Raw genomic sequence first — 14,189 nt, forward strand, 5'->3', positions numbered from 1 at the left:
CGTTTCTCCTAAACCGAGACCGGACCGTCGAGGACGGTCAGGGTGCGGGCGTTGCGCAGCCACATCTCGAGCGGCAGGTCACGGATGAAGCCGTGGCCGCCAAAGATCTGCAGGGCGTCGTCGGCGATCTTGATCGACTTGCGGCGCACGAAGTCCTGGGCCAGGACCACGGCCTTGGCCGCCCCCGGATCGTCATGCTCCAGCAGGCTGGCGGCCTTCCAGACCATCCAGCGCATGGCCTCGCACTCGATATGCATGTCGGCTAGCATGAAGGCGATCGACTGTTTCTTGCCGATCGGCTCGCCGAAGGCGACGCGCTCCTTGGCGTAGGGGATCGCGTAGTCGGTCGCCTGCCGCGCCAGACCGACGGCCAGGGCGCAGGCGCCGATGCGGGCCTGGTTCACCAGCTTCTGCGCGTCGATGCCGGCGTCACCGCCGAGCCGGGCCGAGCCGGGCAGTTCGACGTTGTCGAGGGTGACCTTCGACTGGGGGACGGGCTTGAGGCCCATCGATCCGCTCTCGGCCGCCACGCTGAGACCCTTGGCCTCGCGGGGGACGATGTAGGCCTGGACGGCGGCGTCCTCTTCCTGCGCCAGCACCAGGAAATGGCTGGCCCGGTCGCCGAACGGCACGAGGCGCTTCTCGCCGTTGAGGACGAAGCCGTTGCCGCTGCGCCTGGCCGTCGTGCGCAGCTTTTCGGCCGAGAAGCCGAACTGCCCCTCCTGGATCGCCAGGCTGGCCGCCGCCGGATCATTGCCGGCGAACTTCGGCAGATGCTCGGCCTTCTGCTCGTCGGTCCCGAAATCGATCAGGGCATTGACGAACTGGCCCGGCGCCATGATCGCCGCACCCTGGCTGGCGCAGCCGCCGCCCAGCGCCTCGAGGATCACCGCATTGGTCATGCAGGAGCGCTCTCCGCCGGCGCCGCCGTATTCCTCGGGGATCGAGGCGGCGATCAGGCCCAGCTCCCAGCCCGCCTGGATCACCTCGGCCGGCATCTCGCCCGCCTCGTCTATGGCCCGCGCCTGCGGCGCCAGAACCTCGGCCGCGAAGCCCTTCAGGCTTTCGCGGATCATGGCCTGCTCTTCAGTCAGGTCGAAATCGATCATGCAGCTCTCCCTGACTCGAACCCTAACCGAATGACCGGCGGGGAAGGCAAGCCGGCTCGTGCGCTAACTGATGTCATCCGGCGACGACAGGAAAGGGCGCTTTCGCGCCCCAACGAAACAGGGCGGCGTCCGGAGACGCCGCCCTGCACGGTCCAGCGAGGGTTGAGCCGTCAGGCCCGCCCGCTGGTCGGGATGTCCTTGAACGCCACATCCTTGTCGACGCGGATGTCGCCGGGCAGGCCCAGCACCCGCTCGGCGATGATATTGCGCAGGATCTCGTCGGTGCCGCCCTCGACGCGGGTGGCGGGCGAGCGCAGCAGCATCTGCTGGAAGCGGGCCCCGGCGTCGGCCTCGCCCGGGTTGTTCATCACCCCGGCCTGGCCCTGCAGGTCCAGCGCGAACATCGCCAGCTCCTGCATGGTGGCCCCGGCGACCAGCTTGCCGATGCTGTTTTCCGGCCCGGGGGTTTCGCCCTTGCTGAGGGCGCTGATGGCCCGCATGCCGGTGTACTTCAGGCCGCTGGCCTTGACCGCGTACTGGGCCAGGCGCGAACGGACGGCGGCGTCGTCAATAGCCGGGCCGTCCATGGTCTGCAGGTTCATGCAGTAGTCGAACAACTCCGGGAAGCCGGTCGGCATCCCCGAACCGATCGACAGCCGCTCGTTCATCAGGGTGGTCAGCGACACCGTCCAGCCCTGGCCGACGGCGCCCAGGCGCTGGTTGTCGGGAATGCGGACGTCGGTGAAGTAGACCTCGTTGAAGCCCGACTGCCCGTTGGCCTGCTTGATAGGGCGCACCTCGACGCCAGGCGACTTCATGTCCAGCCAGAACATGGTCAGACCCTTGTGCTTGGGCACATTGGGGTCGGTGCGGGTGATCAGGATGCCGTAGTCGCTGTGCTGGGCGCCGCTGGTCCAGATCTTCTGGCCGTTGATGATCCAGTCGTTGGAGCCATCCGTCGCCTTCTCGGCGCGGGTGCGCAGGCCGGCGAGGTCCGAGCCGCCGGCCGGTTCGCTGAACAGCTGGCACCAGATGTGTTCGCCGCTGGCCATGGTCGGCAGCAGGTGGCGTTTGTGCTCCTCGCTGGCCCAGGCCATCAGGGTCGGGCCGCACATGCCGTGGCCGATGATGAAGGTGCCGCTGAGGGCGCCATAGGGGCCTTCTTCCTGGCCCCAGATGACCCGTTCGATCGGGCTGGCGCCGCGACCGCCGTACTCGGGCGGCCAGTGCAGGCAGGCCCAGCCGGCCTCGGCCTTCTTCCTCTGCCAGGCCTTGGACAGCTGCAGCGGGTCGCGATTGCCCACGTTGACGCCGGCAAAGCCGCTCTTCTTTAGGTCGGCCTCCAGTTCCCTGGGGGCGTTGGCGTCGAGCCATGCGCGGGCGGTGGCGCGGAATTCGGCTTCTTGCGGGGTGTCGTCGAAGTTCATGATGTCAGCTCCCAATCAGGCCGCGGCCGGGGATTCGTTGCGCTTGCGCAGACGGTCAATGAGCAGGTCTTCCCAGGTCGACTTGGAGCCGAGGCCGAGAGCCAGCGCGTTCGAGCGGCGGTAGTAGAGGTGGCAGTCGAAGGCCCAGGTGAAGCCCATGCCGCCGTGCACCTGGATGTTGTTCTTGGCGCAGTGCTGGAAGGCGTCGGTGGCGCTGATCCGGGCCGTGGCGGCCGCGACAGCCAGTTCGGGCGAGCCGGTCGAGAGCGCCCAAGCGCCGTAGTAGGCGTTGGAGCGCGCCAGGGTGGCGGCGACATACATGTCGGCCAGGATATGTTTGACCGCCTGAAAGCTGCCGATCTGGCGGCCGAAGGCCATGCGCTCCAGCGCATAGTCGCGGCCCATCTCCAGCGCCCGGTCGGCCCCGCCGACCTGTTCGAAAGCGACCAGGACGGCGGCGCGGTCGAGGACGTCGGAAGCGATCTTCCAGCCCTCGCCGGCGGCGCCAAGCGCTTCGGCGGGGGCGCCGTCGAAGCTGATGCGCGCCTGGCTGCGGCTGGGGTCGATGGTGTCGACGGCCTCGCGGGTGACGCCCGGACCGTTGAGATCGACCAGGAACAGGCCGACCTGGCCGCCGCTGCGGGCGACGACCACACAGAGGTCGGCGACGTCGCCGTCCGGCACGGGGACCTTGGTCCCGGAAAGCTTGCCGCCCGTGACACTGGCCTTGATGTTGCCTTCCGTGACCCGGCCGACGCCCTCGGCCAGGGCGAAGGTCCCGATGGCCTCGCCGGAGGCCAGTTTCGGCAGCCAGGCTTCCTTCTGGGCTTGAGAGCCGGCGACCATCAGGAATTCGGCGGCCAGGTATATGGAACTGGCCATCGGCACCGGCGCGACGGCGCGGCCCAGCTCCTCGGCGATGACGCAGAGTTCGAGGTGGCCGAGACCCACGCCGCCGAATTCCTCGGGGATGGCGGCGCCCAGGAAGCCCATTTCGCCAAGACCCTTCCACAGGGCCTTGTCATAGGGCTCAGGCCCTTCAAGCACCGCCCGCACGGCGGTGGTCGGGCAGCGGTCGGCCAGGAAGCGCCGGGCCTCCTCGCGCAGCTGCTTCTGCTCGTCTGAGAAGTCGAAGTTCACTTGGGCGGCTCCCGGAGTTTTTCTGCTTTCCGCACACGTGAACCGGATCACGCAGGGTCAGTCAAAGGCCGTCTCGCCGCAGGCCGCCGGCTGCGCTAAACCCCCGCCATGGATTGCCGCCTCTACCTGATCACCCCGCCGACCATCGCCGACCTGGCCGCCTTCGGCCGCACACTCAGCGAAGCGCTGGACGCCGGCGACGTCGCCGCCCTGCAGCTGCGCCTCAAGGACCAGCCGGAAGCGGTCATCGCCGCCGCCCACGACATGCTCTTCGCCATCTGCCAGTCGCGCGACGTCGCCCTGATCCTCAACGACGACCCCAGGCTGGCCGCGAAGCTGGGCTGCGACGGGGTCCATATCGGCCAGTCGGACATGCCGATGGCCGAGGCCCGCAAGGTCATGGGCAAGAGCGCCATGATCGGCGTGACCTGCCACGACAGCCGCCACCTCGGCATGGAGGCCGCCGAGGCCGGCGCCGACTATGTGGCGTTCGGCGCCTTCTACCCGACGGCGACCAAGGAAACCCTCTACCGGCCCGAGCCGGACATCCTGACCATCTGGCAGGAGACGATGGAAATCCCCTGCGTCGCCATCGGCGGCATCACGGCGGACAACGCCGGCCCGCTGGCCCGGGCGGGAGCCGATTTCGTGGCGGTCAGCGCCGGGGTCTGGAATTATCCGGATGGCGCGGCGGCGGCCGTCAGGGCGATCAACGCCGCAATCGCCGGCTGACCTTGCTATAACGGGGCCTCATCGCTAGGTTCCGCGACCTTTTTTCGAGACCCCGACATGCCCGCCACCTCTCCCCTGATCAACGTCATGACCGAAGCCGCCCGCAAGGCCGGCAAGGGCATGGCCCGCGACTTCGGCGAGGTCGGCGAACTGCAGGTGTCGCGCAAGGGCTCGGCCAGCGACTTCGTCACAGCCGCCGACCTGAAGGCCGAACAGTTCCTGTTCGAGGCCCTGACCAAGGCGCGGCCGGGCTACAGCTTCATCGGCGAGGAGCGTGGGCTTGTCGAGGGCACCGACAAGACCCACACCTGGATCGTCGACCCCCTGGACGGCACCACCAACTTCATCCACGCCATCCCCCACTTCGCCATCAACATCGCCCTGCAGCGCGAGGGCGAGGTGGTCGCGGCCGTGACCTACAACCCGATCACCGCTGACCTGTTCTGGGCGGAAAAGGGCAAAGGCGCCTGGCTTGGAGCGGAACGCCGCCTGCGGGTCGCGGCCCGCAACCGGCTGGACGACGCCCTGCTGGCCACCGGCATCCCGTTCCTTGGCAAGCCTGGCCATGCCCAGTTCCTGAAGGAGCTGCACCAGATCAGCCAGCGGGTGGCCGGTGTGCGCCGCTATGGTTCTGCGGCGCTGGACCTCGCCTGGGTCGCGGCCGGCCGGTACGACGGCTACTGGGAGCGGGGGCTGAACAGCTGGGACGTGGCTGCGGGCATGCTGCTGGTCACCGAAGCCGGCGGCAAGGTCACCGACCTGGACGGCGGCTCGGACCCCATCGAGGCCAAGACCATCCTCGCGGCGAACCTCGATATGCACCCGCTGATCCTCGAGAAGCTTCAGGCGGCGGCTTAACCGCCTCCCCCGTCATCCTAGGCCTTGTGCCTAGGACCCACGGTTAGGCGACCCTCAAGCTAATGCCTTGGGGGCGCGGCCGCGCCCCCAGACCACAGCATGTGCAAGCGGACACGTGGGTCCTAGGCACAAGGCCTAGGATGACGGTCGTGGGTGGGATCACGCGATCAGCACAACCTTACCCACATGCGCCCCGGCCTCCAGGTAGGCGTGCGCCGCCGCCGCTTCCTCCAGCGGAAACGTCCTATCGACCACCGCCTTGACCTTGCCGGCCTCGACCCAGGGCCAGACCACCCGCTCGATCTCGGCCGCCAGCCGGGCCTTCTCGTCGGCCGAGCGCGGGCGCAGGGTGGACCCCGTCAGCGTCGCACGCTTCATCATCAGGCCGAACACCGGCACCTCCAGCATACCGCCGCCCAGGGCCGCGATGTAGACGATGCGGCCGCCGGTCTTCAGGGCCGACAGGTTTTTGGCGAAGTAGCTGGCCCCGACCATGTCGAGCACCACATCGACGCCGCCGTTCGCCTTCGCGACAGCCTCGAAGTCCTCCGCCGTCACATCGACCGCCACATCGGCGCCGAGCGCCAGGGCCTGGGCCTTCTTGTCCGCCCCGCGACCGGTGGCGATCACCGTCGCGCCGGCCGCCTTGGCCATCTGGATGGCGGTGACGCCGATGCCGCTGGTGGCGCCGTGGATCATCAGGGTCTCGCCGGCCTTGAGGGCGCCGTGCTCGAAGACGTTGGCGAAGACGGTGAAGACGGTTTCCGGCAGGCCGGCGGCCTCGGTCAGGCTCAGTCCCTTCGGGATGGGCAAGGCATGCCGGGCATCGACCACGGCGTACTCGGCATATCCGCCGCCGCCGAGCAGGGCGGTGACCTGATCACCCGCCTTCCAGCGCCCGGCGCCTTCGACCACCTCACCGGCCACTTCCAGGCCCAGCACCGGCGAGGCGCCGGGGGGCGGCGGGTAGGCGCCCATGCGCTGGACGATGTCCGGGCGGTTGACGCCGGCCGCCCTGACCCGGATCAGGACATCGCCCTCGCCCCGGACGGGAATGGGCGCCGTTTCGGGCCGAAGCGCGCTGGCCGGGCCGGCGCCGCCCTCGATGCCGATGGCGGTCATGGTCTGGTCGGTCATGGCGGATGCCCCTCAAAGCTTGCGCGCGGCGCTGTTGCGAGGTGAGATAGGCGGAAACACGGACTTTCGCGATAGGGAGCGACGGCGATGATCGACGAACCCCTCGGGCCCCGGCCGGGCCGCGGCGACAACCTGGTGGCCCTGAGCCGCGAGGATCTCGAGATCTACGGGGTTTCCGAGCTGGAGGAGCGCATCGAGGCGCTGCAGGCCGAAATCGCCCGCAGCCAGGCGCAGATCGACAAGAAAAACGCCGGAAAATCGGCTGCCGACGCCTTCTTCAACTTCAAGAACGGCTAGTTTGGAAAACGACAAGTTAAGGGGTTGGCACGCAGGTTGCAGTCCTTGCGGTCCGAACGGGCCGAGTGTGGCTCACTGGCGTAACAGTAGGGGCGGAGTGTCCATGAACGAAGTTGGCGCGCTGGAGACAGCGCCGTGGCGGGCCGGGGTGATCTCGGACTTTGCGCGGTCGGAGCTGTTTGATCGCACCTTCCAGGAGGGCATGGACCTCGTGGAGGAAACCGCCGCCTATCTCGACGGGGCCGGCCGGCAGGACAGCAAGCTGCTCAGCCGCAACGCCGCCCTGGCCTATGCGTCGGAAAGCATGCGCCTTACCACCCGCCTGATGCAGGTGGCCAGCTGGCTACTGGTGCAACGGGCTGTCCGCGAGGGCGACATGGCCCCCGACGCCGCCTGCGACGAGCGCTATCGTCTCGGCGCCGAGGCCGTCTGCACCGGCGAACAGAGCGAGGAGCTGCTGCCGCTGGGCCTGCTGACCCTGCTCGATCGTTCGGGCCGTCTCTATGACCGCGTCCGGCACCTCGACCGCCGCATGTATGTCGAGGCCCAGGCCGACGAGGTCCCCAACGCCGTGCTCAGCCAGTTCGACCGCCTGCGGACGGCGTTCAGCGGGCTCGACGCCTAGAACAGCATCCTTCTCCCGCTTGCCAGGAGAAGGTGGCCCCCGAAGGGGGGCGGATGAGGGCAGCGCCGGCTCCGGCCGGGCTGCCCTTTTCCGTGTTTGCCGGTCAGCGCCAGAACGAGCCCCACCTGGAACCGCTGGCGCCGCCCTCATCCGTCCGCTACGCGGCCCCCTTCTCCCGGCGAGCGGGAGAAGGGGAAAACGAAAAAAGCCGGCTCCCTGAAGGAGCCGGCTCTTTGCCGTCCGCGCAGACGCGCGAAACGTGCTTACTTCTTGGTGAAGCCGCCGAACTTGGCGTTGAAGCGGCTGACGCGGCCACCGCGGTCGAGCAGGGTCTGGTTGCCGCCGGTCCACGCCGGGTGGGTCTTCGGATCGATGTCCAGGTTCAGCGTGGCGCCTTCCTTACCCATGGTCGAACGGGTCTGGTAGGTGGTGCCATCAACCATCACGACGTTGATGAAGTGATAGTCGGGGTGCGTGTCTTGTTTCATCGGACTGTCCAACCGACATAAATCGGAGAAAAGGTGGATCGCGGGGTCGCCCGCGGAGACCGGCGGCTATACAGAAGGCGCCGCGACAAGGCAAGGCCAGGATTGACCGGCATTCAATGACCGACACTCAAAGCGAACAGGCAATCCTCGACGGGCGCCCCGGCGCCGGCGCGGCTCTGGTCACCTCCCTGCGCGAAGATGCGGCCAAGCGGGGCAAGTCGCGGGACCTGCGCAACCTCGGCAATCTGGTCCCCTTCATCCTGGCCCACTGGGGGTTCGGGGCGGGCGCCTTCTTCTTCCTGATCATCTCGGTCGGCGCCACCCTGGGCGTCACCGGCGCGGCCAAGGCCGTGGTCGACGAGGGCTTTCTGGCCGGCGGCGCCAGCCAGCTGAACTGGGCCTTCATCGGCCTGGGGGCCGTGGCCCTGACCCTGGCGGTCAGCACCGCCTTCCGATTCTATTTCATCACCCGCCTGGGCGAGCGCGTCGTCGCCGACGTGCGCAAGGCGCTGTACCGCCACATCCTGACGCTGGACCCGGCCTTCTTCCTGAAGACCCGCACCGGCGAGGTGCTGTCGCGGATGACCACCGACATCACCCTGATCGAGACCCTGGTTGGCTCCTCGATCTCCATCGCCCTGCGCAACCTGTTCATGCTGGTCGGCGCCACCATCCTGCTGGCCCATGTCTCCTGGCAGCTGACCCTGTTCGTCATGCTGCTGGGCCCCATTGTCATCCTGCCGATGTTCGTCATCGGCCGGCGGGTCCGCAAACTCTCGACCGAGGCCCAGGACAGCTTCGCCGAGGCGGTCGGCTACGCCGGCGAAAGCCTCGACGCCCTGGAGACCGTGCAGGCCTTCGGCCGCGAGACCTATGCCACCAATCGCTTCGGCGCCGCCGTCGAGCATGCCTTCAAACGGTCGATGGCCCGCATCCAGGCCCGGGCGACCATGACCCTGCTGGTCATGAGCCTGATCTTCGGCGGCATCACCCTGATCCTCTGGGTCGGCGCCCGCCAGGTCGTGGCCGGCGACATGACCGCCGGCACCCTGCTGCAGTTCGTTATCCTGTCGGTCATGGCCGCCAGCAGCGTCGGCATGCTGGGCGAGACCTGGGGCGATGTGCAGAAGGCCAGCGGGGCCATGCAGCGGATCAGCGAACTGCTGGCCTCGAAACCCAACATCGCCGCCCCCGCCCTGCCGGTGGTGCTGCCCGAGCCGCGCGGTGAAGTGGCCTTCGAGGACGTCACCTTCGCCTACCCCGGCCGCCCGGACCTGCCGGCGCTCAAGGGCCTGACGCTCAGCGTGAAGCCCGGCGAGACCGTCGCCCTGGTCGGTCCCTCGGGGGCCGGCAAGTCGACCGTCTTCCGCCTGCTGCTGCGCTTCTACGATCCGCAGAGCGGGACCATCCGCCTGGACGGCGTCGATCTGAAACAGGCCGATCCGACCGCCGTGCGCAGCCGCATGGCCCTGGTCGCCCAGGACTCATCGCTGTTCAGCGGCTCGGCCATGGACAACATCCGCTTCGGCCGCGAGGAGGCCAGCGACGAGGAGATCCTCGCCGCCGCCGCCCAGGCCGAGGCCCATGGCTTCATCACCGCCCTGCCGGAAGGCTACGCGAGCCCCGTGGGGGAACGCGCCAAGACCCTGTCGGGCGGCCAGAAGCAGCGCCTAGCCATCGCCCGCGCCCTGGTCCGCGAGGCCCCCATTCTCCTTCTCGACGAGGCCACCAGCGCCCTGGACGCCGAGAATGAGCGCCTGGTCCAGAAGGCCCTCGACGAAGCCATGGACGGCCGCACCACCTTGGTCATCGCCCACCGCCTGGCCACCGTGCTGCGCGCCGACCGCATCGTGGTCATGGACGACGGTCGGGTGGTCGAGGAAGGCACCCACGAACAGCTGGTCGCCAAGGGCGGCCTCTACGCCAAGCTGGCCGGACTGCAGTTCGCGGCGAACGCGGCCTGAGGGGGCGGCTAAGGGGTTTCCCGTAGTCGCATTCTGAGCCCATGCGACGCAATGTCGCCGACACATTTCGCGCCGTCTGAGCGTTGCAAGCTTGGGGTTTGGCCCTCGCTGGCGCTGTGCGGTGAACGGGGATGGCTTTCGTGGGTGACTTGGACGCTTTGGTGCTGGCGCGGACGCAGTTCGCCTTCACCATCGCCTATCACATCATCTTCCCCTGCTTCTCGATCGGCCTGGCCAGCTTCCTGGCCGTGCTCGAGGGCCTGTGGCTGACGACAAAGCGGGAAGTGTTCCGCAACCTCTACCTCTTCTGGGTCAAGATCTTCGCCTTGAGCTTCGGCATGGGCGTCGTCTCCGGCGTGGTCATGAGCTACCAGCTGGGCACCAACTGGAGCGTCTTCTCCCAGGTCGCGGCCCCGGTCATCGGCCCGGCCTTCGCCTTCGAGGTGCTGACCGCCTTCTTCCTCGAGGCCAGCTTCCTGGGGATCATGCTGTTCGGCTGGAAGAAGGTCGGGCCGGGCCTGCACTTCACCGCCACCGTCCTTGTCGCCATCGGCACCCTGATCAGCGCCTTCTGGATCCTCAGCGCCAACAGCTGGATGCAGGCCCCGGCCGGCTTCGCCATCCAGCCGGACGGCGCCCTGGTCGCCACCGACTGGTTCGCGGTGATCTTCAACCCGACCTTCCCCACCCGGCTGGCTCATATGTCCCTGGCCGCCTTCCTGACCACGGCCTTGGCCGTTGGCGCGGCAAGCGCCTACGTCCTGCTGCGCGACCCGCAGCAGCGTGAGAGCCGCATGGCCCTGCGCATGGCCATCGGCATGTTCGCCATCGTCGCCCCGCTGCAGCTGGTCGTCGGCCATGCCTCGGGCGAGGTCGCGCGGCATCATCAGCCGCTCAAGGTCGCGGCCATCGAGGCCTATTGGGAAACCCGCGCCGACCAGCCGCAAAGCCTGATCGGCTGGCCCGACCGCAAGGCCGGCAAGACTCACGGCGAGATCGCCATCCCCGGCATCGGCAACGCCATCCAGGGCGTCTCCAAGGACACCGTCATCCAGGGGCTGGAGGACTGGCCGAAAGAGGACTGGCCGGTCGTCGGCCTGGTCTATTGGTCATTCCGGATCATGGTCGGGCTGGGCCTGGCGATGATCGGCCTTGGCCTGTGGGGCGTCTGGCGCTGCTATCGGGGCGGGCCGGAGGCTTCGCCGTGGTTCCTGCGGGCCAGCATCCTGATGGGGCCGATGGGCTTTGTCGCCGTCATCGCCGGCTGGATCGTCGCCGAGGCCGGGCGTCAGCCTTGGGTGATCTACGGCGTCCTGCGCACGAGGGACGCAGTCTCTCCGGTCGGGGCGGGCCAGGTGTCGGCCTCGCTGCTAGCCTTCATGATCATCTACGCCATCGTGTTCAGCGCCGGGGCGATCTACATGCTGCGCCTGATGAAGCGGGGCCCGGCCCCGCACGAGGAACCGCCCACGCCGGAAGATCGCGCGCCCGGAACCGCCCTGGCCGCCGCGGGAGACGAGCAATGAGCCTCGACCTTCCCCTGATCTGGGCCGGGCTGATCGCCGCCTCGGTCCTGCTCTACGTCCTGCTCGACGGGTTCGACCTGGGGGTCGGCATCCTCTTCCCGTTCGCGCGCAGTCCGCGAGAGCGCGATGCGATGATGAACTCCATCGCCCCCTACTGGGATGGCAACGAAACCTGGCTGGTGCTGGGCGGCGGCGGGCTGTTCGCCGCCTTCCCCATGGCCTACGCCATCATCGGGCCGGCGCTGTACGGGCCGATCATGCTGATGCTGCTGGCCCTGATCCTGCGCGGCGTCGCCTTCGAGTTCCGCGCCCACGGTCAGAAGCGCGGCAAGCCCTTCTGGACTGCGGCGTTTGCCGGCGGATCGCTGGCCGCCACGCTTGCCCAGGGCCTGGTGCTGGGCGGCTTCATCCAGGGCATCGCGGTGAAGAGCGGCGCCTTCGCCGGCGGGCCCTTCGACTGGCTGACCCCCTACAGCCTGCTGGTCGCCGTCGGCCTGGTCGCCGGCTACGCCCTGCTGGGCGCGACCTGGGTCATCTGGCGGTCCGAAGGGACGCTGCACGACGACGCCCGCCGCTGGGCGAGCCTGTCCGCCCTCGCCACTGCCGGCCTGCTGGCTGCCGTCTCGGTCGCCACCCTGATCGTCCACCCGCGCGTGGCCAGTGTCTGGGGCTTCACCGGCGAAGGCTTCCGGATGGACGTCTTCCTGCCCCACCTGCCGATCCCGCTGCTCGGCGCCGTGGGCCTCGCCATCGTCGCCGGGGGCCTGTGGAAGCGGTCGCACCACGCGCCCTTCCTGGGCAGCCTGGCTGTCTTCCTGTCGGGCTACATCGGCCTGGCCGCCAGCTTCTTTCCCAACATCGTGCCCTACGACGTACCTTTCCGGGCGGCGGCCAACGACAACGGGGCGCTCGGCTTCATGCTGGTCGGCGTCGCCATCCTGCTGCCGGTGATCCTCGGCTACACCGCCTGGGTCTACTGGATCTTCCGCGGAAAGGTCGCCGCCGATGCGGGATATCATTGAAGGCCCGCCGGATGGAGACACGCCGTCCCCGTCATGGACCACGCGGCTGCTGTGGTTCGTCGGCCTTGCGGTCGCCGGAACCGCGGCCACAGCGGTGGTCGCCTATGCGCTGCGGGCGCTGCTGAAGCTCTAGCCCTTGCCTGACCCTACGGCGGGGTCTCCACTCTCCCTGGCAACAAAGGGAGAGCGCCATGGATCTGGGTCTGAAGGACAAGGTCATCTTCGTCGCCGGCGCCAGCCGCGGCATCGGCCTGGGCATCGTCGAGGCCTGCCTGGCCGAAGGGGCCAAGGTGGCGATCACCGCGCGCGGCGCCGAAGCGCTGGAGGACACCCGCGCCGACCTCGCCGGCCGCTATGGCGCCGACAAGCTCTGGTCGATGGCCGGAGACCTGCGCGAGACAGCCGTCATCGAGAAGGCCCTGGCCGGGGCTGAAGAGGCCCTCGGCCCGCTGCACGGCGCCGTCGCCAACGTCGGCCTGCACCCCTGCCCGCCCGGCGCGACGGTCGATGACGAGACCTGGGACGCCGGGTTCAGCCAGAACCTCGGTTCGGCCTGGAAGCTGGCGCGCGGGGCCTATGCCCGCATGGAGCCGCGAAGGGCAGGCTCGATCCTGTTCATCAGCTCGATCGCGGGCCTGGGCGCCCTGGGCACACCGCTGACCTACGGCACGGCCAAGGCGGCGGTGAACCACCTGACCAAGGAACTGGCTCAGATCAGCGGCCGCAAGGGGGTGCGGGTCAACGCCATCGCCCCCGGCAACATCGCCTTCCCCGGCGGCGAATGGGAGGCCCGCGCCAACGGCGAGCGGGCCGAGAACTGGAACCGCTGGCTGCGCCGCGAGGTGCCGCTTCAGCGGTTCGGAACGCCTGCGGAGATCGGTTCGATGGCCGCCTTCCTGATGAGCGACCAGGCCAGCTTCGTCCACGGAGCGGTGATCCCCGTCGACGGCGGCCAGACCAAATAAGGAGTGATGAGCATGACCAAGGACGCCGTCTACGAGCACCTCGATGTCCGCCTGGAGGGCGACGCCGCCTGGGTGACGATGAACCGGCCCGACAGCCTCAATGCGCTGAACCGCAAGCTGGTCGAGGAACTGCGCGACTTCTTCGTCGGCCTCTACTGGCGGCGCGATGTGCGGGTCGTGGTGCTGCGCGGGGCGGGCAAGGCCTTCAGCGCCGGTCTCGATCTGAAGGAGCGCAGCAATTCCGAGGGCGGCCGTTCGGTCGGCGCCGGGCTGACGGCGCAGCGCCGGATCAGCGAGATCGTCATCGCCATGCGCCGCTGTCCGCAGCCGATCATCGCCTGCGTCGACGGGGCGGCGGCCGGCGGCGGCTTCGCCCTGATGCTGGCCAGCGACGTGCGGATCGCCACGCCCCGGCTTAAAGCGAACGCCGCCTTCATCCGCATCGGCCTGACCGCCTGCGACATCGGGGTCAGCTACTTCCTGCCGCGCATGGTCGGCAGTTCGGTGGCCGCCGAGTACATGCTGACGGGGCGCTTCTTCACCGCACAGCGGGCCTACGAGCTGGGCATGATCAGCCAGATCGTAGAGGCCGACCAGCTGGAGAGCGTTGCCCAGGGCTTCGTCGACGACATGCTGCATGCGACGCCGCTGGGCCTGCGGCTGACCAAGGAGTGCCTCAACCACGCCATCGACGCCCAGGGGCTGGAAGCGGCCATCGCCATGGAAGACCGCAACCAGATCCTGGCGAGCTCGGACGGCGACTTCCAGGAAGGCGTGCGGGCCTTCCTGGAAAAACGCCGCCCGGTCTACGAGAACCGGGAGAGCTAGTTCCTCCCCCTCTCGGGGGAGGTGGCATTCGCGCAGCGGATGACGGAGGGGGTCACCGCGAACGGCGGCTC

15 protein-coding genes are annotated in these 14,189 nt (G+C 68.7%); 10 read left to right on the plus strand and 5 right to left on the minus strand.

Annotated features, from left to right (window positions below; genetic code table 11):
• Positions 1-8: 8 nt before the first annotated feature.
• The 3 genes from AC2YG9_RS08855 to AC2YG9_RS08865 form a co-directional block, all read right to left on the minus strand.
• Positions 9-1,109, minus strand: coding sequence for an acyl-CoA dehydrogenase family protein (locus AC2YG9_RS08855; RefSeq protein WP_487297596.1), 1,101 nt, complete (start codon positions 1,107-1,109; stop codon positions 9-11).
• 170 nt (positions 1,110-1,279) lie between these two features.
• Positions 1,280-2,536: an acyl-CoA dehydrogenase gene (locus AC2YG9_RS08860; protein ID WP_487297597.1), complete on the minus strand. Its 1,257-nt coding sequence runs from the start codon at positions 2,534-2,536 to the stop codon at positions 1,280-1,282.
• Between the two features lie 15 nt (positions 2,537-2,551).
• The gene (locus AC2YG9_RS08865) at positions 2,552-3,676 is read right to left on the minus strand and encodes an acyl-CoA dehydrogenase family protein (protein ID WP_487297598.1); all 1,125 of its coding nucleotides are present in this window, start codon (positions 3,674-3,676) and stop codon (positions 2,552-2,554) included.
• 108 nt (positions 3,677-3,784) lie between these two features.
• On the opposite strand from AC2YG9_RS08865, the gene thiE reads away from it, so the two are divergent.
• Both thiE and AC2YG9_RS08875 read left to right on the plus strand, forming a co-directional pair.
• The gene (thiE, locus tag AC2YG9_RS08870) at positions 3,785-4,408 is read left to right on the plus strand and encodes a thiamine phosphate synthase (protein WP_487297599.1); all 624 of its coding nucleotides are present in this window, start codon (positions 3,785-3,787) and stop codon (positions 4,406-4,408) included.
• Positions 4,409-4,465: 57 nt separating this feature from the next.
• Positions 4,466-5,266: an inositol monophosphatase family protein gene (locus tag AC2YG9_RS08875; RefSeq protein ID WP_487297600.1), complete on the plus strand. Its 801-nt coding sequence runs from the start codon at positions 4,466-4,468 to the stop codon at positions 5,264-5,266.
• 159 nt (positions 5,267-5,425) lie between these two features.
• Here AC2YG9_RS08875 and AC2YG9_RS08880 read toward each other — a convergent pair whose 3' ends face one another.
• Entirely contained in the window at positions 5,426-6,403 is a 978-nt protein-coding gene (locus tag AC2YG9_RS08880; RefSeq protein WP_487297601.1) for an NAD(P)H-quinone oxidoreductase, read from the minus strand.
• An 87-nt stretch (positions 6,404-6,490) separates the two neighbouring features.
• Between AC2YG9_RS08880 and AC2YG9_RS08885 the strand changes: the two genes are divergently transcribed.
• Positions 6,491-6,700 (plus strand): DUF1192 domain-containing protein, encoded by a 210-nt coding sequence (locus tag AC2YG9_RS08885; protein WP_487297602.1) that lies wholly within the window; start codon positions 6,491-6,493, stop codon positions 6,698-6,700.
• Positions 6,701-6,803: 103 nt separating this feature from the next.
• Positions 6,804-7,325 carry a protease adaptor protein RcdA gene (gene rcdA, locus AC2YG9_RS08890; protein ID WP_487297603.1) on the plus strand — a complete coding sequence of 174 codons (522 nt, stop codon included), beginning with the start codon at positions 6,804-6,806 and terminating at the stop codon, positions 7,323-7,325.
• 263 nt (positions 7,326-7,588) lie between these two features.
• Here the strand turns inward: rcdA and rpmE are convergent, their stop codons facing one another.
• Positions 7,589-7,813 (minus strand): 50S ribosomal protein L31, encoded by a 225-nt coding sequence (rpmE, locus tag AC2YG9_RS08895; RefSeq protein WP_487297604.1) that lies wholly within the window; start codon positions 7,811-7,813, stop codon positions 7,589-7,591.
• A gap of 116 nt (positions 7,814-7,929) precedes the next feature.
• On the opposite strand from rpmE, the gene AC2YG9_RS08900 reads away from it, so the two are divergent.
• The 6 genes from AC2YG9_RS08900 to AC2YG9_RS08925 all read left to right on the plus strand — a co-directional run bounded on the left by AC2YG9_RS08900 (position 7,930) and on the right by AC2YG9_RS08925 (position 14,118).
• The gene (locus AC2YG9_RS08900; RefSeq protein WP_487297605.1) at positions 7,930-9,777 is read left to right on the plus strand and encodes an ABC transporter transmembrane domain-containing protein; all 1,848 of its coding nucleotides are present in this window, start codon (positions 7,930-7,932) and stop codon (positions 9,775-9,777) included.
• A 140-nt stretch (positions 9,778-9,917) separates the two neighbouring features.
• Positions 9,918-11,303, plus strand: a complete 1,386-nt coding sequence (locus AC2YG9_RS08905) for a cytochrome ubiquinol oxidase subunit I (protein WP_487297606.1) — start codon at positions 9,918-9,920, stop codon at positions 11,301-11,303.
• Entirely contained in the window at positions 11,300-12,325 is a 1,026-nt protein-coding gene (cydB, locus tag AC2YG9_RS08910) for a cytochrome d ubiquinol oxidase subunit II (RefSeq protein ID WP_487297607.1), read from the plus strand. The genes AC2YG9_RS08905 and cydB overlap by 4 nt, the downstream gene beginning before the upstream one ends.
• Entirely contained in the window at positions 12,309-12,458 is a 150-nt protein-coding gene (locus AC2YG9_RS08915; RefSeq protein ID WP_487297608.1) for a hypothetical protein, read from the plus strand. The genes cydB and AC2YG9_RS08915 overlap by 17 nt, the downstream gene beginning before the upstream one ends.
• Positions 12,459-12,516: 58 nt before the next feature.
• The gene (locus AC2YG9_RS08920; RefSeq protein WP_487297609.1) at positions 12,517-13,290 is read left to right on the plus strand and encodes an SDR family NAD(P)-dependent oxidoreductase; all 774 of its coding nucleotides are present in this window, start codon (positions 12,517-12,519) and stop codon (positions 13,288-13,290) included.
• Positions 13,291-13,302: 12 nt separating this feature from the next.
• On the plus strand, positions 13,303-14,118 hold the full coding sequence (locus tag AC2YG9_RS08925; protein WP_487297610.1) for an enoyl-CoA hydratase/isomerase family protein: 816 nt from the start codon (positions 13,303-13,305) through the stop codon (positions 14,116-14,118).
• The last annotated feature ends 71 nt before the right edge of the window (positions 14,119-14,189 follow it).

It is taken from the genome of Caulobacter sp. SRI_014 (genome assembly GCF_057586315.1).

Coding starts and splice junctions, on each gene's coding strand:
- AC2YG9_RS08855 (WP_487297596.1), bottom strand. CDS start 1,109: ATGATCGATTTCGACCTGACTGAAGAGCAGGCCATGATCCGCGAAAGC.
- AC2YG9_RS08860 (WP_487297597.1), bottom strand. CDS start 2,536: ATGAACTTCGACGACACCCCGCAAGAAGCCGAATTCCGCGCCACCGCC.
- thiE (WP_487297599.1), top strand. CDS start 3,785: ATGGATTGCCGCCTCTACCTGATCACCCCGCCGACCATCGCCGACCTG.
- AC2YG9_RS08875 (WP_487297600.1), top strand. CDS start 4,466: ATGCCCGCCACCTCTCCCCTGATCAACGTCATGACCGAAGCCGCCCGC.
- AC2YG9_RS08880 (WP_487297601.1), bottom strand. CDS start 6,403: ATGACCGACCAGACCATGACCGCCATCGGCATCGAGGGCGGCGCCGGC.
- AC2YG9_RS08885 (WP_487297602.1), top strand. CDS start 6,491: ATGATCGACGAACCCCTCGGGCCCCGGCCGGGCCGCGGCGACAACCTG.
- rcdA (WP_487297603.1), top strand. CDS start 6,804: ATGAACGAAGTTGGCGCGCTGGAGACAGCGCCGTGGCGGGCCGGGGTG.
- rpmE (WP_487297604.1), bottom strand. CDS start 7,813: ATGAAACAAGACACGCACCCCGACTATCACTTCATCAACGTCGTGATG.
- AC2YG9_RS08900 (WP_487297605.1), top strand. CDS start 7,930: ATGACCGACACTCAAAGCGAACAGGCAATCCTCGACGGGCGCCCCGGC.
- cydB (WP_487297607.1), top strand. CDS start 11,300: ATGAGCCTCGACCTTCCCCTGATCTGGGCCGGGCTGATCGCCGCCTCG.
- AC2YG9_RS08915 (WP_487297608.1), top strand. CDS start 12,309: ATGCGGGATATCATTGAAGGCCCGCCGGATGGAGACACGCCGTCCCCG.
- AC2YG9_RS08920 (WP_487297609.1), top strand. CDS start 12,517: ATGGATCTGGGTCTGAAGGACAAGGTCATCTTCGTCGCCGGCGCCAGC.
- AC2YG9_RS08925 (WP_487297610.1), top strand. CDS start 13,303: ATGACCAAGGACGCCGTCTACGAGCACCTCGATGTCCGCCTGGAGGGC.